The organism is Brevibacterium atlanticum (genome assembly GCF_011617245.1).
GTDB lineage: Bacteria > Actinomycetota > Actinomycetes > Actinomycetales > Brevibacteriaceae > Brevibacterium > Brevibacterium atlanticum.
Genome location: NZ_CP050152.1, coordinates 1,289,007 through 1,311,216 on the forward strand (window position 1 = coordinate 1,289,007; position 22,210 = coordinate 1,311,216).

General features: G+C 66.5%; 21 protein-coding genes and 1 tRNA gene. 19 read left to right on the forward strand and 3 right to left on the reverse strand.

The features are described 5' to 3' along the window. The first annotated feature begins 114 nt into the window (after positions 1-114). Together GUY23_RS05590 and proC are read left to right on the forward strand one after the other, a co-directional pair. Positions 115-1,113: a sugar phosphate isomerase/epimerase family protein gene (locus GUY23_RS05590; protein WP_166970472.1), complete on the forward strand. Its 999-nt coding sequence runs from the start codon at positions 115-117 to the stop codon at positions 1,111-1,113. Positions 1,114-1,174: 61 nt separating this feature from the next. Beyond that, on the forward strand, positions 1,175-2,011 hold the full coding sequence (proC, locus tag GUY23_RS05595) for a pyrroline-5-carboxylate reductase (RefSeq protein WP_166970474.1): 837 nt from the start codon (positions 1,175-1,177) through the stop codon (positions 2,009-2,011). 27 nt (positions 2,012-2,038) lie between these two features. Here proC and GUY23_RS05600 read toward each other — a convergent pair whose 3' ends face one another. Continuing rightward, on the reverse strand, positions 2,039-2,920 hold the full coding sequence (locus GUY23_RS05600) for a helix-turn-helix transcriptional regulator (RefSeq protein ID WP_166970476.1): 882 nt from the start codon (positions 2,918-2,920) through the stop codon (positions 2,039-2,041). Between the two features lie 107 nt (positions 2,921-3,027). On the opposite strand from GUY23_RS05600, the gene GUY23_RS05605 reads away from it, so the two are divergent. From GUY23_RS05605 to GUY23_RS05615, 3 genes are all read left to right on the forward strand, one after another. Beyond that, the gene (locus tag GUY23_RS05605; RefSeq protein ID WP_166970478.1) at positions 3,028-3,369 is read left to right on the forward strand and encodes a DUF485 domain-containing protein; all 342 of its coding nucleotides are present in this window, start codon (positions 3,028-3,030) and stop codon (positions 3,367-3,369) included. Then, positions 3,366-5,018, forward strand: a complete 1,653-nt coding sequence (locus GUY23_RS05610; RefSeq protein WP_208085486.1) for a solute symporter family protein — start codon at positions 3,366-3,368, stop codon at positions 5,016-5,018. Before GUY23_RS05605 ends, GUY23_RS05610 begins: the two co-directional genes overlap by 4 nt. A gap of 236 nt (positions 5,019-5,254) precedes the next feature. Further along, positions 5,255-5,325, forward strand: a tRNA-Gly gene (locus GUY23_RS05615). Positions 5,326-5,665: 340 nt separating this feature from the next. Here the strand turns inward: GUY23_RS05615 and GUY23_RS05620 are convergent. Both GUY23_RS05620 and GUY23_RS05625 read right to left on the reverse strand, forming a co-directional pair. Then, positions 5,666-6,328 carry a potassium channel family protein gene (locus tag GUY23_RS05620; protein ID WP_166970480.1) on the reverse strand — a complete coding sequence of 221 codons (663 nt, stop codon included), beginning with the start codon at positions 6,326-6,328 and terminating at the stop codon, positions 5,666-5,668. Then, positions 6,321-7,739, reverse strand: coding sequence for a TrkH family potassium uptake protein (locus GUY23_RS05625; protein ID WP_228282753.1), 1,419 nt, complete (start codon positions 7,737-7,739; stop codon positions 6,321-6,323). The genes GUY23_RS05620 and GUY23_RS05625 overlap by 8 nt, the downstream gene beginning before the upstream one ends. A gap of 59 nt (positions 7,740-7,798) precedes the next feature. Here GUY23_RS05625 and GUY23_RS05630 point away from each other — a divergent pair, with 59 nt between their 5' ends. The 14 genes from GUY23_RS05630 (at position 7,799) to ccsB (ending at position 22,117) form a co-directional block, all read left to right on the forward strand. Then, on the forward strand, positions 7,799-8,995 hold the full coding sequence (locus GUY23_RS05630; RefSeq protein ID WP_228282754.1) for an acetoin utilization protein AcuC: 1,197 nt from the start codon (positions 7,799-7,801) through the stop codon (positions 8,993-8,995). A 151-nt stretch (positions 8,996-9,146) separates the two neighbouring features. Further along, positions 9,147-9,245, forward strand: coding sequence for a 30S ribosomal protein bS22 (locus GUY23_RS05635; protein WP_009882927.1), 99 nt, complete (start codon positions 9,147-9,149; stop codon positions 9,243-9,245). 72 nt (positions 9,246-9,317) lie between these two features. Further along, complete coding sequence (locus tag GUY23_RS05640) at positions 9,318-9,563, forward strand: glutaredoxin family protein (RefSeq protein WP_166970485.1); 246 nt, start codon at positions 9,318-9,320, stop codon at positions 9,561-9,563. A 27-nt stretch (positions 9,564-9,590) separates the two neighbouring features. Then, a complete protein-coding gene (locus GUY23_RS05645) occupies positions 9,591-10,286 on the forward strand; it encodes a redox-sensing transcriptional repressor Rex (protein ID WP_166970487.1) in 696 nt (231 codons plus the stop codon). Continuing rightward, entirely contained in the window at positions 10,283-12,760 is a 2,478-nt protein-coding gene (gene hemA / locus GUY23_RS05650; protein ID WP_166970489.1) for a glutamyl-tRNA reductase, read from the forward strand. The genes GUY23_RS05645 and hemA overlap by 4 nt, the downstream gene beginning before the upstream one ends. Continuing rightward, positions 12,757-14,361: a bifunctional uroporphyrinogen-III C-methyltransferase/uroporphyrinogen-III synthase gene (locus GUY23_RS05655; RefSeq protein ID WP_166970491.1), complete on the forward strand. Its 1,605-nt coding sequence runs from the start codon at positions 12,757-12,759 to the stop codon at positions 14,359-14,361. Before hemA ends, GUY23_RS05655 begins: the two co-directional genes overlap by 4 nt. A 1-nt stretch (position 14,362) precedes the next feature. Beyond that, the gene (hemB, locus tag GUY23_RS05660; RefSeq protein ID WP_166970493.1) at positions 14,363-15,406 is read left to right on the forward strand and encodes a porphobilinogen synthase; all 1,044 of its coding nucleotides are present in this window, start codon (positions 14,363-14,365) and stop codon (positions 15,404-15,406) included. After that, positions 15,406-15,873: a MarR family winged helix-turn-helix transcriptional regulator gene (locus GUY23_RS05665; protein WP_166970495.1), complete on the forward strand. Its 468-nt coding sequence runs from the start codon at positions 15,406-15,408 to the stop codon at positions 15,871-15,873. The genes hemB and GUY23_RS05665 overlap by 1 nt, the downstream gene beginning before the upstream one ends. A 64-nt stretch (positions 15,874-15,937) precedes the next feature. Beyond that, complete coding sequence (gene hemL, locus GUY23_RS05670; RefSeq protein WP_166970497.1) at positions 15,938-17,299, forward strand: glutamate-1-semialdehyde 2,1-aminomutase; 1,362 nt, start codon at positions 15,938-15,940, stop codon at positions 17,297-17,299. Beyond that, complete coding sequence (locus GUY23_RS05675; RefSeq protein WP_166970498.1) at positions 17,296-17,937, forward strand: histidine phosphatase family protein; 642 nt, start codon at positions 17,296-17,298, stop codon at positions 17,935-17,937. The genes hemL and GUY23_RS05675 overlap by 4 nt, the downstream gene beginning before the upstream one ends. Continuing rightward, entirely contained in the window at positions 17,934-18,533 is a 600-nt protein-coding gene (locus tag GUY23_RS05680) for a TlpA family protein disulfide reductase (RefSeq protein ID WP_166970499.1), read from the forward strand. Before GUY23_RS05675 ends, GUY23_RS05680 begins: the two co-directional genes overlap by 4 nt. Beyond that, the gene (locus GUY23_RS05685) at positions 18,530-19,294 is read left to right on the forward strand and encodes a cytochrome c biogenesis CcdA family protein (protein ID WP_166970500.1); all 765 of its coding nucleotides are present in this window, start codon (positions 18,530-18,532) and stop codon (positions 19,292-19,294) included. Before GUY23_RS05680 ends, GUY23_RS05685 begins: the two co-directional genes overlap by 4 nt. A 38-nt stretch (positions 19,295-19,332) precedes the next feature. Then, the gene (resB, locus tag GUY23_RS05690; RefSeq protein WP_228282755.1) at positions 19,333-20,904 is read left to right on the forward strand and encodes a cytochrome c biogenesis protein ResB; all 1,572 of its coding nucleotides are present in this window, start codon (positions 19,333-19,335) and stop codon (positions 20,902-20,904) included. A 133-nt stretch (positions 20,905-21,037) separates the two neighbouring features. After that, the gene (gene ccsB / locus GUY23_RS05695) at positions 21,038-22,117 is read left to right on the forward strand and encodes a c-type cytochrome biogenesis protein CcsB (protein ID WP_166970501.1); all 1,080 of its coding nucleotides are present in this window, start codon (positions 21,038-21,040) and stop codon (positions 22,115-22,117) included. Positions 22,118-22,210: the final 93 nt, after the last annotated feature.

A 22,210-nucleotide genomic window follows, 5' to 3' on the forward strand; every position in this document is an offset into this window, starting at 1 on the left:
CCGATGTTGGATCCCGCTCCGTACTACCTGACGGCGGCCCAGCAACCTCGCGCGGGGTTGCTGGGCCGCCGTCAGGTAGCAAGGAGGGGCGGGAGCCGCGTTAAACTGGACCTGATGAGCAAGAAGTCGAAGTCCCAACGGAAGGTGCTGACCACCAAGAATTCCGCACGCTCGAATTCGAAGCGCCACCGGCAGTACTTCGACAGTCACGAAGTCTACGAACACGACGCTCATCACGTCTCCGACCACCGGATCCGCCTCGGTCTCTCCAGCTCCTCCGTGTCACCGATGACGGTGGAGGAGACCTTCGCCCAGGCTGGCAAACACGGCTACGACGGCGTCGAGATCATGGTCACCCACAACGCGGAGACCCGCGACGTCGACCTCATCAACGGACTCGCCGCCGAGACCGGCCTCGACGTCATCTCACTCCATGCCCCGACGCTGCTGTTCCTTCCGCGCGTGCTGCACAAAGACCACTGGGAGAAGCTGCGCATCACCGCGAACCTCGCCAAAGAGGTCGGCGCCGAGACCGTCGTCCTCCACCCGCCCTTCCGCTGGCAGGGCGAATACGCGCTCGGCTTCGTCGACGGCGTGCGGCAGGTCTCGCAGGAGACCGGCGTGCGACTGGCCGTCGAGAACATGTACCCCTGGCGGGCCGGACTCCGCGAGATCCTCGTCTACTATCCCGACTGGAATCCGCTGGACGAAGACTACGACGACCTCACCTTCGACTTCTCCCACGCCTCGACGGCCGGTATGAACGCCCTCGAAACCGTCGCCGAGGTCTTCGACCGTCTCCGCCACGTCCACCTCACCGACGGCGCCGGCTCGCTCAAGGACGAACACCTCGTGCCCGGCGCCGGCACCATGCCCGTAGCCGAGACCCTGCAGTACCTCGCGAAGCACAATTGGGCCGGCGACGTCGTCGTCGAGGTCAACACCCGCTTCGTCCGCAAGCAGTCGACACGCGAGAAGATGCTCGCCGACTCGATCGCCTTCGCCCGCGAACACCTGGGACTGGGCGACGATGCTCCACGGCGCAACGCCCACAGCCACACCCGCACCTCGGAAGGCCGGTCCGCGACGTCGGCCGACAGCAGCCCCGGCTGACCCTCAGCTCGAAGGCCACAGCAACATCCACATCATCACAACGACGAAAGGCTGGCCGAATTTGACCACGATCGCCTCCATCGGAACCGGAAACATGGGCACCGCACTGATCCAGGGGATCCTCAGCGCCGACGCGGACATCACCGTCCGTGCGACGACGAATTCGGCCGCCTCGGCGAAGCGCTTGTCGGGGGAGATGCCCCAGGCGACGGTCACCTCGGTGGAGGAGGACGAGGACGCCAATCGCACCGCCGCGACCGGCGCCGACTTCGTCTTCCTCGGCGTCAAACCGTGGATGATGGCCGATACGCTGCGCGCTCTCGCCCCCGCCCTCGATCCGTCCGCAGTTCTCGTGTCCATGGCCGCGGGAGTCGCGTCCGCTGACCTCGCGCAGCTGGCCCCGCGGAACCCTATCGTGCGCATCATGCCCAATACTCCGAGCTCGATCGGCCACGGAGTCATCGCCCTGGCCCCCTCCGCCGAGGTGTCCGACGACAGCGTCGAAACACTGCGATCGCTGCTCTCCGGGGCCGGGCTCGTCGTCTCTCTCGACGAAGCCCGGATCCCCGCGATGACCGGGATCTCCGGGTCCGGCGTCGCGTACTTCTTCCTCCTGGCCGAGGCGATGATCGCCGCCGGCGTCAAGCAGGGACTGAGCGAGGACGTCGCCCGAGAGATGGTCGTGGCCACCGCCGACGGCGCCGGGCGCCTGCTCAGTGCCAAGCCCGACCCGGCCGCTCAGCGGCAGGCTGTGAGCAGCAAGGGCGGAACGACCTTGGCAGGTCTGTCGAAGTTCATCGATGCCGGAATCTTCGACATCGCCGAGGCGGCTGCTCAGGCGGCAGCGGACCGTTCCCTGGAGATGGAGCGGGAGAATTCCGAGGTCATCAACGGCTGAGTGCGCTGACCCCAGGCCCAGAACCTGTCAGGGCAGGACGTTCGAGGACCTGGCGATGGATACGGCCTCGTGGCGGGTCCGTGCAGAGAGCTTGACCATGGCGGTGTTGAGATAGGACTTCACGGTCGACTCGCGCAGGCTCAGTGCTTCGGCGATGCGCGCATTCGACCAGCCCAAGGCCACATGGGAGAGGATGTCAGTCTCCCGCGGGGAGAGGCGCACTGCCGGCACCGGAGACGGATAGTCCTCCGGATTGTGCCCGGAGAGGATGTCAGCCAGCCGGTTCTCGACGTTGCTGAGCCGCTCCCTCGCCTCATCGTCGATGATGCTCGAACGGATCGCCCGCAACTCCGCATACGTGTGGCGCAGCGCCTCCCGGCCCGAGGAATCGAGGTCGGAATAGCACTGTTTGCCGCTGCCGGTTTCTCGGGTCGCCCGCCGGCGATCCAGCCGGGCGAGGTCGACGGAGAGCTGCCGCACGCGGCGGACGAGATCTCCGGTCTGCGGGGCCGCGGCATCGTAGTGCGAGCGATGCCCGCAGTAGACCATCCCCGTGACCTCTCCTCCACGCAGAGTGGGGACGGCGACGAGGACGCGGATGCCCTCGCCGAGCACCTCCTCGTCGTAGTGATGGGTGATATAGGGGTCGACCTCGTAGTCGCGGGTCAGCTGCGGCGTGCCTTCGGTCATCGCACGGCCGCCGAGACCTCGTCCGGTGGAGACGATGAGGGAGGAGAGCAGATCCTGACTGGCACCGGCCACGGCCTCGACGGCGACGGCTCCCTCATCGACCGTGCCTCCGAAGACGACGTCTCCCGTGCCGCTTCGATGCAGCGAATCGACAGCCTCGACGAACAGGCGGCGGGTCTCTGCCCTGAGTGCCCGCGTTTCCTTGGCGTTCGCATTCATGTGAACAAGCTACCAACTTTCGGTGGTATTCCCTAGCGCATACTGAACGTTACCTTTGGGTCATGTGATTCAGGACACTGAAGTTCTGTCCATTCAAAGGAGAACAAATGACCGACTCTGTCAACACCGGGGTTGACTTCCTCGCCGAGGAGGAGAGCCCTGAGTTCAAAGCGCTCAAACGCAAGAGGTTCTCGGTGGTGATACCGCTGTCCATCGCCTTCCTCGTCTGGTACTTCCTCTACGTCATCCTCAGCACGTACGCACATGACTTCATGTCCACGAAGGTCGTGGGGGAGATCAACATCGGCCTCGTCTTCGGACTGCTGCAGTTCGTCACGACATTCGCGATCACGATGTTCTACGTCTCGTTCGCCAATAAGAAGCTCGACCCTCCGGCCGAAGCGATCCGTGAACGTCTCCAGGCCGAATCGGAAGGACGTCCCTCATGAGCACACCGGCAATCAGCGACATTTTCGCGTCGGGGGTGGACTTCCTCAGCGCTGCCACGACCGAAGTCGAGAACAACCCCGTCCTCAACATCACGATCTTCGCCGCCTTCGTCGCGGTGACGATGTTCATCGTGCTGAGGGCGAGCCGCAACAACAAGTCCGCATCCGACTACTACGCCGGCGGCCGATCCTTCACCGGACCGCAGAACGGCTTCGCGATCTCGGGGGACTACCTCTCGGCGACGTCATTCCTCGGCATCTGCGGTGCCATCGCTGTCAACGGCTATGACGGGTTCCTCTATTCGATCGGCTTCCTCGTCGCCTGGCTCGTCGCCCTGCTCATCGTTGCCGAGCTCATGCGCAACACGGGCAAGTTCACCATGGCCGATGTGCTCTCGTTCCGCCTCAAGCAGCGTCCCGTGCGGATGGCCGCGGCGCTGTCGACTCTGGCGGTGTGCTTCTTCTACCTGCTTGCGCAGATGGCCGGCGCCGGTGGCCTCGTGTCCCTGCTCATGGGAATCGACGGCAAGGTCGGTCAATCGCTCGTCATCGCCGTCGTGGGCGCCCTGATGATCATCTACGTCCTCGTCGGCGGAATGAAGGGCACCACGTGGGTGCAGATCGTCAAGGCGATCCTGCTCATCGCCGGTGCCGGCGCGATGACCATCTGGGTGCTCGCGCTCAACGGCTTCAACCTCTCGACACTCTTGGCCTCCGCGGTGGAGAACGCTGCGGAAGGTGTCGGGGACGGGGTCCTCAACCCCGGCCTGCAATACGGGGAGAACCCGCTCGATTTCATCTCACTGGCGTTGGCACTCGTGCTCGGAACCGCGGGTCTGCCGCACGTGCTCATGCGCTTCTACACCGTCCCCACGGCGAAGGAAGCGCGTCGGTCCGTCGTGTGGGCGATCTGGCTCATCGGCGCCTTCTATCTCTTCACCCTCGTGCTCGGCTACGGTGCGGCGGCGCTCGTCGGAGCCGATGAGATCGCGGCGGCACCCGGGGGAGTGAACTCGGCGGCACCACTGTTGGCGCTCCACCTCGGCGGGCCCATCCTCATGGGCTTCATATCCGCTGTCGCCTTTGCGACGATCCTCGCGGTCGTGGCAGGTCTGGCGATCACCGCTGCGGCCTCCTTCGCCCACGACATCTACGCGAACGTCATCAAGAAGGGCAAGGTCGAGGACTCCGAGGCCGAGGTCAAGATCGCCCGCCGGACAGTCATCGTCATCGGCGCCGTGGCCATCATCGGCGGCATCGGCGTGCAGGGTCAGAACATCGCGTTCCTCGTGGCCCTGGCCTTCGCCGTGGCCGCTAGTGCGAACCTGCCGACGATCGTGTACTCGCTGTTCTGGAAGCGCTTCACCACCCGCGGTGCGGTGTGGTCGATCTACGGCGGGCTGATCTCGGCGATGGTGCTCATCGCGTTCTCGCCGGTCGTCTCCGGTTCCGAGACCGCGATGATCCCGGGTGCCGATTTCGCGATCTTCCCACTGTCGAACCCGGGAATCATCTCGATCCCGCTCGGCTTCATCCTCGGCTGGATCGCCTCGATCACCGACCGGACAGTGGAGAGTCCCGAGCTCGCCGCGGAAATGGACGTCCGTGCCCACACCGGGTTCGGCGCCGAGGAGGCTGTCGAGCACTGATTGGTCCGTGACCCGACCGTGTGGTGGGGGCCGGGCCCGGACGGCACAGTTTGAGGGGGTGGCTTCGGCCGCCCCCTCCAGCGTTGCCTCGGGTGGTCGGGTGCGCTGTCTGCGCAGATGGCGGCAGCCTGCGTTCTCGGCAGGTCCGGCGAGGATGTAGACTGAGCGGAGTCCACCGTCGCGGATCGTTGTTGCCGGGTTTCACCTGCAACGATGCAACCTCGCCGAGGTGGCCTGCGGGCGTAGCTTAATGGTAAAGCTTCGGCTTCCCAAGCCGATGACGCGGGTTCGATTCCCGTCGCCCGCTCTCTTTCTGCCCGCGAGCTGTAGCTTTATGGAAGCTACGTGGGCTGCGGCGGGACACGAACTTCAGGTCGTAGCGTCGAACCGCAATCCGCGAAATGGCACTGGTTTCTCTGAAAAGCACACGGAAGAACGTGAGTGGTTCCGAGAAACCAGTACCGTTCGCTGCGTAGGGCACAAGTAGGCCAGACGTGATGCGGCCATGGCGGCAGGGTCATGGTTCGGAGAGCAGGGTCATGGGCCGGGGAGCAGGCTCGGGCGACCCGTGGGGAGCTATGGCTCAGCCCAGCCCCCTGCGGGCGAACCCTCTACGGGCGGCCCCCTGCGGGCGGACCTCCCGCCCCCTACGGGCGGCCGGCGAAGCGTCCGAGCAGCTCGACGTGGCCGGCGACGATGAGCAGGTCCTGCTTGCCGACTCGCGTCGTGGGATCGGCGTAGGTGAAGTCGCGGCCGGGGCTCTTGATGCCCACGATCGTCACGCCGTACTTGTCGCGGACACCGGACTCGCTGAGCGTGAAGCCCTGTATCTCCCGCGGTGGGCGCATCTTGACCACCGCGAAATGACCCTCGTCGAATTCGATGTACTCCATCATCCGCGAGCTGACCAGGTGGGCCACGCGCCTGCCCGCATCCGACTCGGGGTAGAGCACGTGGTGGGCGCCGATGCGGTGGAGGATCTTGCCGTGTGCGGGAGAGATCGCCTTCGCCCACACCTGCCCGACACCGAGGTCGACGAGGTTGGCCGTGGTGAGCACGCTGTCCTCGATCGAGGTGCCGATCCCGACGACCGCGGTCGAGAAGTCGCCCGCGCCGACCTGTCGCAGCGCGTCGATGTTCGTCGAATCCGCCTCGACGACGTGAGTGAGCTTGCCGCTCCAGTCCTTGACCAGTTCGGGATTGTGTTCGATCGCCATCACCTCGCGGCCCAGTTTGGCCAGCGTGGCCGCCGTCGAGGATCCGAAGCGTCCCAGACCGACGACCAGGATGGAGGTGTGTTCGTTAGCCAACGACCGGCCTTTCCTCGGGATAGCGGTACAGGCGAGCGGAGTCCTGCATGGACAGCGCCGCCGCAAGTGTAATCGTACCGAGTCGTCCGATGAGCATGATCACCGACAGCACGTACAGCCCCGAATTCGGCGCGGCCGCCGAGACCCCCGAACTCAAGCCGACGGTGCCGAAGGCCGAGATCACCTCGAACAGCACCCGGTCGAGCGGCTCCGCGCTGATCTGCAGCATCGCCAGCGTGCCCACGAAGACGATGAGGGCACCGGTGAGCAGGATCGAGATCGAGAGTTTGATCGTCGAGGCGGTCAGCCTCCGACCGAACACGTGCACGTCCTGCAGGCCCCTGGCCTCGGCGAAAGCCGCCAGGACGAGCACCGCCACGGTGGTGACCTTGATTCCGCCGGCCGTCGACGACGAACCGCCGCCGATGAACATCATCAGATCCATGAGCAGATGCGAGGCCTGACTCATGTCCGCGATCTCCATCGTCGAGAATCCGCCGGACCGCGGCATCACCGCCATGAACAGGACCTCGACGAAGGTGTGACCGGCGTTCTTGTCGCCGAGCGTCGCCGGATTCGCCGACTCGAAGAGCGCCAACAGGAGTAGCCCGATCGCGAGCACCGTCGTCGTGGTCGTCAGAGTCAGCTTCGTGTGCAGATCCCATTTCGACGGCCGATTCCAGAACATCGCGATCATGAGCACCACCGGGAAGCCCAGTGCGCCGACGAACACTCCCAGCATCAGCAGGGACAGGATCCACGGATCCGAGGCGAAGTACGCCCCGCCGCCGGGATGGATGGTGAACCCGGCGTTGTTGAACGCCGAGATCGAGTAGAAGACCGAATACCAGGTGGCATCGCCGAGCGATTCCCCACGGATGAGGAAGCGCGGGAACATCAGCAGAGCGAGGATCGCCTCGGCGGTGACGATCGTGATCACGACCGTCTTGAGCAGGGTGCCGACCTGACCGAGATTGAGCGCCGAGGTGGCCTGCTGAGCGATGAGGCGCTGCCGGACTCCCAACCGGCGTGAGACCGCCATCCCCAGCACCGAGGCGAGGGTGAGGATCCCGAGTCCGCCGACCTGGATGCCGGCGGTGATGACGGAGATCCCGAAATCCGACCAGTACTCCTCCGTGACCACCGGGGTCAGCCCCGTCACGCAGACGGCCGAGACGGCGACGAAGACGGAGTTCGCAATGTGCGTGGCCTGATCCACCGAACCCGGATGGCGCATGCTCGCCGGCAGCATCAGCAGGATCGCGAAGCAGGCGACGACCCCGACGAACGAGCCGATCGCCAACCGGGCGGGGGAGGCGACGGCGAGGTCGTCGACGAAGTCGCGAACCCACCGGCCGGGCCGCAGCAGCCGGTCGTAGCGCTGTGTGGAATTCTTGGGCACAAGCACCATGGTAGATCCGTGCGCCTCCGAATCGGCGCAAGTGAGGTGCGCCATATAGCATGGTGCCCATGGCCGAAAATGATGTGTATGTCGTCTGGGATGACGCGGTGACCGGTTACAACTTCGGCCCCAGCCACCCCATGCACCCGCTCAGACTCGACCTCACGGCGAAGCTCGCCATGGACTTCGACCTCTTCGACGCCGACAACGTCCACGTGCACCCGATCAGCAGAATCGACGAGGCCAGACTCGCCCTCCTCCACGAACCCGACTACATCGCCGCCGTCCGGCAGGCCGGAACCGACGAAGGCCTGGGCGAGGAGGATGCGCACCGGTACGGGATCGGCACCGAGGATGTGCCCGGCTTCGAGAACATGCACACCGCCTCGGCGCTGCTGTTCCAAGGCAGCATCGACGCCGCGAACGCGATCATCTCCGGCGGCTACAGACGCGCGGTGAATTTCTGCGGGGGAATGCACCACGCGATGCCGGAGAAGGCCAGCGGCTTCTGCGTGTACAACGACGCGGCCGGGGCCATCACCGAATTCCTCGACGCAGGCTACGAGCGCATCGTCTACCTCGACCTCGACGCCCATCACGGCGACGGGGTGGAGAAGTTCTTCTGGGACGACCCCCGGGTGCTCACGATCTCGATCCACGAATCGGGGAAGTACCTCTTCCCCGGCACCGGGTTCCCTGCCGAGATCGGAGGACTGAAGGCGGCCGCCTCGGCGATGAATATCGCCCTGCCTCCGCGCACCGGCGATGCGGACTGGCTGCGGGCCTTCGACGCCACGGTCCCGCAGGTCGTCGCGGCCTTCGAACCGCAGATCATCGTCTCCCAGCACGGCTGCGACGGCCACCGGGCCGACCCGCTTACGCATATGCGTCTGAGCGTGGACGCCATGCGCATCGCCGCGCAGCGGGTCCGCCGTCTGGCCGAGGACCACGCCGATGGAAAATGGCTGTCCGTCGGAGGTGGCGGCTACGCGATCATCGACGTCGTCCCCCGCGCCTGGACGAACCTGCTGGCCATCTCCGCCGGCCTCGACATCGACCCGAGCGCGAGGATCCCCGGACGGTGGGCCGACTACGCGCAGACGAAGACCGGCCGGGAGGCACCGCTGTCGATGACCGACGGATTCGACGGTGAGTTCGAACCGTGGTCGAAGGGATTCGACCCGGAGGCCGAACTCGACCGGGCCGTGATGGGCACCCGGAAGAACCTCTTCCCCTTCTTCGCCCTCGACCCGTACTTCGACTGATCCGCGAGCCTGCGCGGATGGTCGGTGCGAGCGCTGTGGATCTCGACACAGTTTTGGGAAAGCAGGCGGCCAAGCGATAGAATTGCACGGTTAGTTCAATGGGTGGGCACCTGAAGTTCACCCTCCACCGACAAGCACAAGGGGTACCCGCGTGGGCTCAGTCATCAAGAAGCGCCGCAAGCGTATGTCGAAGAAGAAGCACCGCAAGCAGCTTCGCAAGACACGTCACCAGCGTCGTAACAAGAAGTAAGACCCAACGGTCCTACGCCCCCGCTCGAGTGATTTCTCGGCGGGGTTTGTTGCACCCGATGAGGAGTGAGCCATGGTCGAGCTGACCTTCCTCACGCGCGTCGACTGCCATCTCTGCGCGCTCGCGCGCGAGACCGTCACCGAGGTGGCGACCGGCAGAGACGTGAACGTGAGCGAGATCGACATCGACACCGACGAGGACCTGGCCGGACAGTACGGCTGGGATGTTCCCGTCGTGCTGCTCAACGGGCGCCAGCACAGTTTCCACAGAGTCGACAGGGATCGGCTGTCCAGGGCCTTGAGCGCTCTGGGCGCATGAGATCGATTGAAGGAGTGAGGCGGATTCGTGGGCGAGATTCTGTCCGCCAACAGGATTGAGGGTGTCGTTCGCAAGGACGTACCCGAACGCGTGATCTCCCGACTCCCGATCTACCTGCAGACCGTCGAGACCATCGCCGCGACCGGTCAGGACACCGTGTCATCGGAGGACCTTGCCGCGCGCAGTGGCGTCTCCCCATCGATCCTGCGCAAGGACCTGTCCCAACTGGGCCGGTCGGGAACGCGCGGGGTCGGCTACTCCTGCCCGGAGCTGGCAGCGACGCTGCGCACTTTCCTCGGCCTCGACCGCGACCGCAGCGTCGCCATCATCGGGGCCGGTCGCCTCGGCTCCGCTCTCGCCGACTATGCCGGATTCCGCCGCCGCGGCCTGCGCCTGACGGCCGTGTTCGACATCGACGAAGAGAAGATCGGCACCACCATCGGCTCGCTCACGGTCTCGTCCCTCGACGAGCTGGCCAGCTGGCCCGAACACATCGACCTCGTGGTCATGGCCGTCCCCGCTTCTGCGGCACCGGCCGCCGCCCGCACCGCCGTCGAGGCGGGAGTGCGCGGCATTCTCAACTTCTCGCCCACCGTGCTCGACGCGCCGGACACCGTGCGTGTCCACCAAGTCGATCTGGCCAGTGAGCTGCAAGTACTCGCATACTATTCGGCGCTGGACACGGCACCGCTCAACCCTGGTTTTGAGGAGCACAGGAATTGACTCTCTTGGTTCTCGGCATTTCGCATCAGTCGGCTCCCATCGACATGCTCGATCGGCTGGCCTTCGGCGCCGGCGAAGTCGAATCCCTGCGCAGGGACGCCCTGGCAGGTGAGAACGTCGACGGTCTCGCCGTGCTCTCGACGTGCAACCGCCTCGAACTCATCGCCGACGTCACCGCCTTCCACGGGGGACTGGCCGATCTCGGCAACGCCCTGGTGTCCTCGATCGACAAGGAATGGTCCGACATCGCCGGGCACTTCTACGCCCACTACGACAACCAGGCCATGGAACACCTGCTCAAGGTCGCCTGCGGGCTCGATTCGATGGCCATCGGTGAAGCCCAGATCCTCGGCCAGCTGCGGTCGTCGTTCACCGATTCGCAGACGGACCAGGCCCTGACCTCGGAACTCTCCCACGCCCTCCAGCAGGCGCTGCGGGTGGGCAAGCGAGCCCATTCGGAGACCGACCTCGGCGAGGTCGCCCGGTCGCTGTTCGGCGCGGCCCTCGAAGCGTCGGCGGCGCATATCGGCTCCCTCCGCGCTGCCAGCACCCTGGTCATCGGTGCCGGCGCCATGTCCGGTCTCGTCGTCTCCGGACTCCATAAGGAGGGCGTCGGCCGCATCACCGTGCTCAACCGCACCCTCGACAAGGCCGAACGCCTCGTCGCCGAGGTGGGCGGACGTGCCCGCGAACTCACCCCTCGTGTGATGGCCGAGGAGATCGCCGACGCCGACCTCATCGTCTCCTGCACCGGTGCGCGCGGAGTCGTCGTCACCCGCGACGACATCGTCGCCGGCCTGTCCCAGAACCCCAAGGGCGCGGCGAATAAGGCCTTCATCGACCTCGCCCTGCCGCACGACATCGACCCCAGCGTCCGCGAGTTCGAACACGTCGCCCTGTTCGGCCTCGGCGAGATCCGCGACCTGCTCAGGGGGTCCGACAAGGAACGCGATGCAAAGGTCGTGCACACCGTCGAACAGGTCCGCGCCATCATCTCCGGGGAGCTCGAGAACATCGCCACCGGCAACAAAGAGCGCGCCGTCGCCCCGACCGTGACCGCGCTGCGCTCCCACGCCAAGGACGTGCTCGCCACCGAGACGCAGCGGTTGGAGAAGAAGCTCGGGGACAACGTCGACGAGAAGTCCTTCGCCGAGATCCGCAAGTCGCTGCACCGGGTGGCCGAGAAGCTGATCCACACCCCGACCGTGAAGGTCAAGGAACTGGCCGTGAGCGAATCCGAGGTCGACTATGCGCAGGCGCTCATGCAGCTCTTCGACCTGCCCGTGAACAAGGTCGCCCACGCGAAGACACCCGCGGAGACGAAGGTCGCGAAGGCCGCCAGCGCCCACCACGTCGAGGCCGACGGCATCCGTCCGGTGGCTGATCACACCCTCGACATCGTCGAACCCGAACACTTCAGCGGACGCACCGTGCGCCTGGGTACCCGTCGGTCCCAGCTGGCCCGGTCCCAGTCCACGGCGATCGCCCACCAGCTCGCCGCGCTGACCGGGTGGCGCGTCGAAATCGTCGAGGTCGTCACCGAAGGCGACGTCAACATGTCCCCGCTCGCCGGCTTCGGCGGCACCGGAGTCTTCGTCTCCGCCGTCCGCCAGGCCCTGCACCAGGGCACGATCGACCTCGCCGTCCACTCGCTCAAGGACCTGCCCACCACCCCCGAGGCGGGCATCCAGATGGCCGCCATCCCACCCCGCGTCGACCCTGCCGATGTGCTCATCGGCCGTGACGGTCTCAGCCTTGCCGAACTGCCCGCCGGTTCGGTCATCGGCACCGGTTCGCCCCGGCGGGCCGTGCAGATTCAGGCTGCCCGTCCGGACATCGAGGTCAGAGGAGTGCGCGGCAACGTCGACACTCGCATCGGCCACGTCCGCGACGGCCGCCTCGACGCCGTCGTGCTCGCCTCCGCCGGGGTCCGCCGGATCGGCCGCCTGGCCGAGGCCACCGACATCCTCGACTTCGACGTCATGCTCCCGGCACCGGGCCAGGGAGCCCTGGCCGTGGAGACCCGCAGCGCCGACAGCTCGTACGCCGGCACCGAGGACATCCTCAACGCCGACGCCGAGGTGCGCGCCGCCCTCATGCGCCTCCACGATCAGTCCACCGACCTGGCCGTGACCTGCGAACGCGCCATCCTCTCCCGCGCCGAGGCAGGATGCTCGGCACCCATCGGGGCGCTGGCGAAGATCGAAGGCGACCGGTTCATCGTCGACGCCGTGATGGCCGATGACGACGGGCACCTGGCCCGCACCCGACAGAGCACCCACCTGCCCGTCGTCCCCGACGCCGACTGGTCGACCGACACCGCCCAGCAGCTGAGCGTCACGGCGAAGGAACTCGCCCGCGTCGCCGATGAACTCGGCACCGCAGCGGCCGAAGACCTCCTCGATCGCCTCGGCATCGACCCGGCCGCCAGCGCCGATCACCTCACCCCCGTCAAGGCACAGGAGCAGGGATGAACACCACACCTCCGAGCGGTCAGGTCCAACCGCGCCGACTCCTGCCCGCCGCACCCCGAGTCGTCTTCATCGGCAGCGGACCCGGAGAATCGGGCCTGATGACCATGCGCGGAGCCGAGATCCTCGCCACCGCTGAGACCGTCGTCTACGACGCCGATGTCCACTCGGAGATCGTCACTGCCTACGTGCCGCAGGCCGCGAAGCTCATCGACGCCGCCGACCTCGGCGCCGCCGCGTCGACCCGCGGTCGCAAGCTCGCCGACCTCGCCCGGCCCGACAACACCGTCGTGCGGCTGTGCTCCGACGACGGTCTGATCTTCACGAACACCACCGCCGAGGCCGCCGTGTGCCGCAAGGCCGATGTCGAGGTCGAGATCGTGCCCGGAGTCGGGCTGTCCGCATCGACCGCCGCCTACACCGGCACCGCCCTGACGACGAGCCGGGTGCGGTCCGTGCGCTTCATCGAAGCCGGACCGCAGACCCATGTCGACGTCTCCCGCCACCGCAACACCTCCCATGTGCTCACCGGCACAGCCGCCGCCCACGAACAGGCCATCAGCGCTCTGCTCGCCGACGGCTGGGACGAGGACACGAAGGTGCTGCTGGGCTGGGGGATCTCCACGATCGAGCAGACGAGCGTGGAGACGACCCTGAAGCAGGCGCTGTCCATGGCGCAGACAGGTTCGGATCGTATGGTGGTGATCATGGGACAGGGAGTCGAGTCGCGAGGCGAGCTCAGCTGGTTCGAATCCAAACCGCTCTTCGGTTGGCAGGTGCTCATCCCGCGGACGAAGGAACAGGGAACCTCCACCGCCGAGGCGCTGGCCGAGCTCGGCGCCGTCGGCACCGTCGTCCCCACCATCGCCGTCCAGCCACCACGCACCCCGACGCAGATGGAGAAGGCCATCCGCGGCCTCGTCGACGGATCCTACGAATGGGTCGGCTTCACCTCGGTCAATGCGGTCCGCGCCGTGCGCATGTGGTTCGAGGACTTCGGGCTCGACTCCCGGTCGATGGCCGGAGTCAAGGTCGCAGCCGTCGGCGGCCGCACCGCTGCCGCCCTGATCGACTGGGGCATCACCCCTGACCTCGTTCCCGACGGCGAACACTCCGCCCGCGGGCTCGCCGCCGCCTGGCCGGACTACGTCGACGACATCGACCCGATGAACACCGTGCTGCTGCCGCGTGCCGACATCGCCACCGAGGTGCTCGTATCCGGCCTGCTGGAGAAGGGCTGGGACCCCGACGACGTCACCGCCTACCGCACCGTGCGGGCATCCCCGCCGCCGGCACCGATCCGCGAATCGATCAAGGCCGGCGACTTCGACGCGTTCCTCTTCACCTCCTCGTCGACGGTGCGCAACCTCGTCGGCATCGCCGGCAAGCCCGCAGCCACCTCGGTGATCTGCTGCATCGGACCGGCGACGGCGAACACCGCGGCCGAACACGGACTGCGCGTCGATGTCCTCGCCGAGGAAGCCAACCTCACCTCGCTCATCGACGGACTCGTCGAATACGCACTCACCCAGCGGGCCGAAGACGTGGACGCCGGGATCTCCCCGCAGCGTCCGAGCCAGAAGCGCCGCAGAAGGAAGGCCTGACATGACTTTGGTTCCCGGAACCGTCCGCCCCCGCCGCCTCCGCACGACCGCCGCACTGCGCCGGCTCGTGTCCGAGGTGCGGCTGCACCCGTCCGACCTCATCCTGCCGATGTTCGTCAAGGAGGGCCTGAGCGAGCCCGTGCCGCTGTCGGGCATGCCGGGCGTCGTCCAACACACCCTCGACTCGCTGCTGGCCGCCGCGCGGGAGGCCGTCGCTGCGGGAGTCGGAGGTCTCATGCTCTTCGGCATCCCCGAGCACAAGGATGAGATCGGCTCCCAGGCCGATGACCCTGAGGGCATCCTCAATCGTGCGCTGCGACTCCTCGCCGACGAGCTCGGCGAGGACACGGTCGTCATGGCCGATCTCTGCCTCGACGAATTCACTTCCCACGGTCATTGCGGAGTGCTCGACTCCGCCGGGGGAGTCGACAACGACGCCACGCTCGACCGCTACGCCTCGATGGCACTGGCCCAAGCCCGGGCGGGCGCACAGGTGCTCGGACTCTCCGGGATGATGGACGGGCAGGTCGCGTACTGCCGGGAGGCCCTCGACGCCGCCGGCTTCACCGACACCGTCGTCATGGGCTACACCGCGAAGTACGCCTCGGCGTTCTACGGACCCTTCCGCGAAGCCGTGGACTCCGAACTCCAGGGTGACCGGAAGACCTACCAGCAGGATCCCGCGAACGGCCGCGAGGCGCTGCGGGAACTCGGCCTCGACCTCGCCGAAGGCGCGGACGTCGTCATGGTCAAACCCGGGCTGCCCTACCTCGACGTCCTCGCCGAGGTGGCCCAGGAGTCCATCGTGCCGGTGTGGACCTATCAGGTCTCCGGGGAGTACGCGATGATCGAGTTCGCCGCCCAGGCCGGAGCCATCGACCGGCAACGGGCGATCGAGGAGTCCCTCATCGCCTTCAAGCGCGCCGGCTCCGATGCGATCCTCACCTACTGGGCCACGGAGGTCGCACAGCGCCTCCAGGTCGAGGCCGCCGGCACGCTCGGCCGGCCCCAGTCCACCGGATCCCACACAGCCGGGAGTCGGTGATGGCCGAACCCCGCTGGCTGACCGCGGTCGATCAGAAGTCGTGGCGCAGTTACCTCAACGGCTCCCAGCTGCTCACCGCGGAGCTCGATAAGGAGCTGCGTGACAAGCACGGCATCGGTCTGCCCGAGTACGAGATCCTCGTGCGTCTGTCCGAGCACGAGGACCGGACCATGCGCATGGCCCTGCTGGCCACGGACACCACGATGTCCCGATCCCGGCTGACCCACAGCGTGGCCCGGATGGAGAAGCGCGGACTGCTCGAACGCTCAGCCATCCCCGAGGACGGACGCGGCGTCAACTGCGTGATGACCGAGGCCGGATGGGAACTGCTGCAGGCCGCGGCGCCGGACCATGTCGGGGGAGTGCGGACCCACCTCGTCGACCTGCTCGACCCCGAGGAGATGGCGACCTTGGGCCGCATCTTCACGAAGGTCTACGATCATATGCGCGACATCGACGGCCAGTGAGGCGCCCCGCCCCCGCGACCGTTCCCGCGATCACAACGACCCGCGACGATTCAGAGGAGACCCCATGACGACAGCAGAGACGAACGCTCACGTCACCGACCAGTCAGCAGCACTCTTCACCCGCGCCGAGGCGGTCATCCCCGGCGGAGTCAACTCCCCGGTGCGAGCGTTCAAGGCCGTCGGCGGCACCCCCCGCTTCATCAGCGAGGCCACGGGTGCCTGGCTGCGCGACGCCGACGGCAACGACTACATCGACCTCATCGGCTCGTGGGGGCCGATGATCATGGGCCACTCCCGCCCCGAGGTCGTCGCCGCCGTGCAGCAGGCCGCGGTCAAGGGCTTCTCCTTCGGCACACCCTCGACCGGTGAGGTCGAACTCGCCGAGGAGATCGTCTCCCGCGTCGACCCCGTCGACCAGGTGCGGCTGGTGTCCTCGGGCACCGAGGCGACCATGTCCGCGATCCGCCTGGCCCGCGGCTGCACCGGCCGGTCCAAGGTCGTGAAATTCGCCGGCTGCTACCACGGTCACGTCGACTCGCTGCTCGCCCAGGCCGGATCCGGTCTGGCCACCTTCTCCCTGCCCGACACCCCGGGAGTCACGGGGGCGCAGGCCCAGGACACCATCGTCGTCGGCTACAACGATGCGGCCGGACTCGAAGCCGTGTTCGCCGAACACGGCGACGACATCGCCTGCGTGATCACCGAGGCCAGCCCCGGAAACATGGGCATCGTGCCGCCGGTCGACGGCTTCACCAACACCATCCGCCGGTTGACGAAGGCCCACGGTGCGCTGATGATCAGCGACGAGGTGATGACCGGTTTCCGCGTCTCCGCAGCCGGCTGGTACGGCTACGAATCCGAAGCCCTCGGCTACCCCGAGGGACCGGCCGATCTGTTCACCTTCGGCAAGGTCATGGGCGGCGGATTCCCTGCGGCGGCCTTCGGCGGTCGCGCCGACGTTATGGCGCACCTGGCACCGGCCGGGCCCGTCTACCAGGCGGGAACCCTGTCGGGGAACCCCGTGGCCACCGCCGCCGGGCTCGCCACGCTCAAGCTCACGACCGAGCTCGATGTGTACTCGCACATCGGCCGCGCCGCCGACATTCTGCGCCAGGCCGTCGCTGCCAGCCTCGAAGCCGAAGGCGTCGCCCACGTCATCCAGTCCGCGAACTCGATGTTCTCCGTATTCTTCACCGACGGCGCCGTGACGAACTACGACGAGGCACGCGCACAGAACGTCGACCGCTACACCGCGTTCTTCAACGCCATGCTCGACCAGGGCATCCACATGCCGCCGAGCGCCTTCGAAGCCTGGTTCCTCTCCTACGCCCACACCGATGAGATCCTCGACCGGATCGTCTCCGCCCTGCCGGCGGCGGCGAAGGCCGCGGCCGCTGTGCCGGAGTCCGGGAAGGGACAGGCATGACCACGATCCACCTGGTCAGGCACGGTGAGGTCGACAACCCGGAGAAGATCCTCTACGGCCGCCTGCCGCACTTCGGGCTGACCGAACGTGGTCATGAGATGGCCGCCCGGGTCGCCGAGCACTTCGACGCCGCGGCGACGACCCCGGTCGAACTCGTCGCCTCTCCGCTGCTGCGGACGCAGCAGACGATCGCCCCGCTGGCGAGCACGCTCGATCTGCCGGTGTTCACCGACGACCGGGTCATCGAAGCCGCGAACTCGTTCGAAGGGCAGAGGGTCGACGCCCGGCGCCTCGCCGAACCGAAGAACCTGCTGCGTCTGTACAACCCGCTGACCCCGTCGTGGGGCGAACCGTACAAGCAGATCGTGCTGCGCATGCGCGCCGCGATGGCCAGCCTGCGCTCGAAGCTCGACGGCCACGGTCCAGGGGCCGAAGGCGTCATCGTCTCCCACCAGCTGCCGATCTGGATGACGCGGTTGTCGGGGGAGGGGCGTTCCCTCGTCCACGACCCCCGCCGACGCGAATGTGAACTGGCTTCTATCACCAGTTTCACATTCGACTCGTCCACACTGGTGACCGTGAGTTATGAGAGCATCTGTGCCGATCTGCAGCCCGGAACCCCGGTGGCAGGAGCATGAGTTTCGGTCGCAGCCCGCTGAACCGCCGCACCCTGTTCGCTTCGGCCATCGCCGCCGGCACGGCCGTTCTGGTCAGCGCTTGCAGTGAGAACGACGAACTGGCCGATCAGGCCGGGTCCGACCAAGGCTATGTCTCCGGATCGGGAGTGGTCTCGCAGGTCGCCGTCGACAAACGCGGCGAAGCCTTGGACTTGAGCTTCGAGACCCTCGACGGGAAGTCGATGTCCCTGGCTGATCTGCGCCCGACCCCCGTGGTCATCAACCTCTGGTACGCGGCCTGCCCGCCGTGTCGGAAAGAGGCACCGGATCTCAAGTCCGTGGCCGACGGGTTCGGCGACAAGGCTCAGTTCATCGGCGTCAACGTCCGTGATCAGGCCGCCGCGGCCAACGCATTCATCAGCAACTACCAGGTCCCGTATCCGAACATGCTCGACTCGAACGGAGAGATGGTCTCCCTCCTCTCCGGCGTCCTGCCCCCGCAGGCGACCCCGTCGACGGTCGTGCTCGATGCGAAGGGCCGAGCCGCTGCCCGCGTCGTCGGCGAGGTCGACGCATCGACGCTCAAGGGCCTCGTCGAGGACGTGCTGGCGGAGTGAGCGGGCTCGGGGCGGAATTCGCCCAGACGGTTCTCTCCGGTCCGCTGCTGCTGGCCGCCGGCGCCGCGGCACTGGCGGGACTCGTCTCCTTCGTCTCCCCGTGCGTGCTCCCGCTCGTCCCTGGCTACGTCGGGTACGTCACCGGGCTCTCGGGCACCTCGCTGCGGGACAAGCAGACGTGGCGGGTCGTCGTGGGCATCAGCCTCTTCGTCCTCGGCTTCACTGTCGTGTTCGTGCTGCTGGGCACCAGCTTCTCGGCGCTCGGGGCGCTGTTCTCGCAGTGGCAGTCGGTGATCATGCGCATTCTCGGCGTCGTCGTCATCATCGCCGGTTTCGTGTTCATGGGCGGGTTCGGTCTGCTGCAGAATGAGCATCGGATCCGGGCGCGGCCGAAGGCGGGCCTGTGGGGCGCACCGGTCCTCGGCGCCACCTTCGCACTCGGGTGGGCACCCTGTGTCGGACCGACGCTGTCGGCGGTGCTGAGCATGTCGGTGAGCTTCGGCGGCGACGGTATGATCTGGCGCGGCGCCCTGCTCGCGTTCGTCTACTGCCTGGGGCTGGGAATCCCGTTCATCATCCTGGCCGTCGCGATCCACAAGGGCGCCGGACGGCTCGAATGGGTGCGCAGTCACCAGACTGCGATCGTGCGCGCCGGAGGCATCATGCTCATCGTCCTCGGTGTGCTCATGGCCAGCGGCGTATGGAATATGTGGATGACCTCTCTGCAAGGTCTGATCAATGGATTCGAAGTGGTGATCTAGTGGCGGAGAAGACGAAGTCGGCGAGCCAGAAGCCTCAGGTGACGCAGCCTCAGCTGGGTTTCTTCGGCATGTGCCGCTGGGCGTGGACGCAGCTGACGACGATGCGTGTGGCGCTCATCCTGCTGCTCGTCCTCGCCCTCGCAGCGATCCCCGGCTCCCTCCTGCCCCAGCGCATCCAGGATCCGGGGCGGGTGAACACGTTCCTGGAGAACAACGGCGCGTGGGGGACGTTCCTCGACACCATCCAGATGTTCGACGTCTACTCCTCCGTCTGGTTCTCCGCGATCTACCTGCTGCTGATGATCTCCCTCGTCGGCTGCATCATCCCCCGCACGAAGCAGCACTGGAAGGCTATGCGCTCGGCCCCTCCCAAGGCACCGAGGCGGCTGGGCCGGATGCCCGGCTACGCCACCTTCACCTCGGCGACGGGGGAGGCTGACAGTCGCGAGGCCGCCGATCAGGCCTTCCTCGACCGGGCCGAGGCTCGGCTGAAGAAGTCGGGGTACCGGATCAATCGGCGGGATGACCATGTGGCGGCCGAACGCGGATATCTGCGGGAGACGGGCAACCTCGTCTTCCACGTCGCCCTGCTCATGGCCACCCTGACGATGGCCATCGGTTCGCTCTTCGGCTACGAAGGTCAGCGCATCCTCGTCGAGGGGGAGACGTTCTCGAACTCTCTGGTCTCCTACGACTCCTTCACTCCCGGTTCCTACTACGATGCGGACAACCTGCCGGACTTCCGCCTCAAGCTCGACAGCTTCTCCTCGAAGTTCGACGATCAGGCGGCGGGCAATCAGTTCGGGCAGCCGCGCAGCTTCGATGCGAAGGTCACGACGAACTCCGAGGGCAAGACCGAATCGCACACACTCGAGGTCAACAAGCCCGTGCGCATCAACGGCGTCGGCGTCTACCTCACGGGCAACGGCTACGCGCCCGAGGTGACCGTGCGCGACGCTCAGGGCAACGTCGTCCAGTCCGGGCCGCAGGTATTCATTCCCGACGGCGGCGACGGCGGATACACCTCGGAGGGCGTCATCAAGGTCCCGGATTCGGCCGGCACGCAGATGGGCTTCGTCGGGGTCTTCCTGCCGACCGCATCGCAGAACGAGAAGGGCGAACTCGTCTCGAGCTTCGCCGAGCTGCGCAACCCCTACCTGGTGATGAGCGGATACACCGGCGACCTCGGACTCGACGACGGGCTCCCGCAGTCGGTGTACTCCCTCGATGCCGACAAGATGACCGAGATGACCGATGACTCCGGCAATCCGCTGATCATCCAGCTCGCCGAGGGCGAGACCCAGGATCTGCCCGGCGGTGGATCCGTGACCTTCGACGGGGTGAAGAAGTACATCTCAGTCGACATCTCGCAGGATCCGACGCAGGCACTCATGCTCATCAGCGCGATCCTCGTGCTCGCCGGTCTGGGACTGTCGCTGTTCATTCCACGCCGCCGCGTGTGGGTGAGGATCAAGGACGGAAACGCCGAGGTGGCCGCCCTGGCCCGCGGTGAGGATCCGATGGTCGAGCGCGCCGTGTCCGACCTCGTGAAGGACCTGCGCGACCCCGAACCCGACGAAGGCGACGGCGGGGCCGAAGACGAAAGATGAGACTCTGCTACTACGCGGAGTAGAATAGCCGCGGAGTGTCGGAGTTCCAGACCACACCCAACAGGGCGGCGGGCTCGGACACGAGCACGCCGACAATGAGCGATATGAGAGCACCTGACGGTGCGGAGGATGAATGGACGTCAACACTGACCTCGCAATGTGGTCGAACCAGCTGATCATCTCGGCGATGATCGTCTATGCCTTCGCGATGATCTTCTATGCGTTCGACCTGTTCGGATCGCGCGAACTCAAGACCGCCAAGACCGAGGCCGTGAGCCCGGCGAAGGCGAGTTCGGTGCGTCGGACGAACCGGAAGACCGCGACCACTGCGGTCCTCGACCGTCCCGGCGACGATGAGTCCACCGAGGAGGTTTCGGATAGGTCCTCGACAGGTCAGTCGGAGGTCGGGAAGGCCGGTTCCGGGAAGGCGGCCTCCGGCAAGGCCGGTTCCGGGAAGGCGAACCGTCGACGCGGAGCCCGCATCGGCACCTCGTTGTTGGTCCTCGCTGTCCTGCTGCACGCCTCCGCTGTGCTCACTCGCGCCCTGTCCGTGTCCCGCGTGCCGTGGGGCAACATGATGGAGTACGTCCTCACGGCCACGACGATCACTGTCATCGTCTACCTCGTTGTGCTGACGAAGAAGGACGTGCGCTACCTGGGCACGTTCGTGTCCGGTGGTGTGCTGCTGTGCCTGGGCCTGGCGATCACCGTGTTCTACACCCCGGCGGCCAAGCTCATCCCGGCTCTGGACTCGTACTGGATCGCCATCCACGTGCCGATCGCGATCCTCTCGACCTCGCTGCTCTACCTCTCTGCGATCCTCGCCGTGTTCCAGATCCTCAAGAGCGTCTACGAGACGAAGAACCCGAAGTGGCTGCGGTTCATGCACCGCCTGCCCGCCAGCGACGACCTCGAGCGCTCTTCCTACACCATTGCCGCCGTCGGCTTCATCACCTGGACCTTCACCCTCATCGCGGGTGCGATCTGGGCCGAGGTGGCCTGGAGCCGCTATTGGGGTTGGGACACCAAGGAGATCTGGACCTTCGTCGTCTGGGTCATCTACGCGGCCTACCTGCACGCCCGCGCGACCCGCGGCTGGAGCAAGACGAAGGTGGCGGTGCTCAACATCATCGGCATCGCCTCGGTGATCTTCAACTTCACCGTCGTCAACGTCTATTTCAACGGCCTCCACTCGTACTCGGGTCTCGACTGAGGCCCCCTCGGTAGGCGCACAACGCCCCTCACCGGACCAGAATGTCGGGTGAGGGGCGTCGTCGTGCCGGCGGCTGAACCGGGCACTGAGCGG

What these genes read in the sequence shown, in the direction of transcription:
- GUY23_RS05675 (WP_166970498.1), top strand. Translation starts at nt 17,296, where the DNA reads ATGACCACGATCCACCTGGTCAGGCACGGTGAGGTCGACAACCCGGAG.
- GUY23_RS05655 (WP_166970491.1), top strand. Translation starts at nt 12,757, where the DNA reads ATGAACACCACACCTCCGAGCGGTCAGGTCCAACCGCGCCGACTCCTG.
- GUY23_RS05590 (WP_166970472.1), top strand. Translation starts at nt 115, where the DNA reads ATGAGCAAGAAGTCGAAGTCCCAACGGAAGGTGCTGACCACCAAGAAT.
- hemL (WP_166970497.1), top strand. Translation starts at nt 15,938, where the DNA reads ATGACGACAGCAGAGACGAACGCTCACGTCACCGACCAGTCAGCAGCA.
- ccsB (WP_166970501.1), top strand. Translation starts at nt 21,038, where the DNA reads ATGGACGTCAACACTGACCTCGCAATGTGGTCGAACCAGCTGATCATC.
- hemB (WP_166970493.1), top strand. Translation starts at nt 14,363, where the DNA reads ATGACTTTGGTTCCCGGAACCGTCCGCCCCCGCCGCCTCCGCACGACC.
- GUY23_RS05600 (WP_166970476.1), bottom strand. Translation starts at nt 2,920, where the DNA reads ATGAATGCGAACGCCAAGGAAACGCGGGCACTCAGGGCAGAGACCCGC.
- GUY23_RS05630 (WP_228282754.1), top strand. Translation starts at nt 7,799, where the DNA reads ATGGCCGAAAATGATGTGTATGTCGTCTGGGATGACGCGGTGACCGGT.
- GUY23_RS05625 (WP_228282753.1), bottom strand. Translation starts at nt 7,739, where the DNA reads ATGGTGCTTGTGCCCAAGAATTCCACACAGCGCTACGACCGGCTGCTG.
- GUY23_RS05605 (WP_166970478.1), top strand. Translation starts at nt 3,028, where the DNA reads ATGACCGACTCTGTCAACACCGGGGTTGACTTCCTCGCCGAGGAGGAG.
- GUY23_RS05610 (WP_208085486.1), top strand. Translation starts at nt 3,366, where the DNA reads ATGAGCACACCGGCAATCAGCGACATTTTCGCGTCGGGGGTGGACTTC.
- GUY23_RS05665 (WP_166970495.1), top strand. Translation starts at nt 15,406, where the DNA reads ATGGCCGAACCCCGCTGGCTGACCGCGGTCGATCAGAAGTCGTGGCGC.
- GUY23_RS05680 (WP_166970499.1), top strand. Translation starts at nt 17,934, where the DNA reads ATGAGTTTCGGTCGCAGCCCGCTGAACCGCCGCACCCTGTTCGCTTCG.
- GUY23_RS05640 (WP_166970485.1), top strand. Translation starts at nt 9,318, where the DNA reads ATGGTCGAGCTGACCTTCCTCACGCGCGTCGACTGCCATCTCTGCGCG.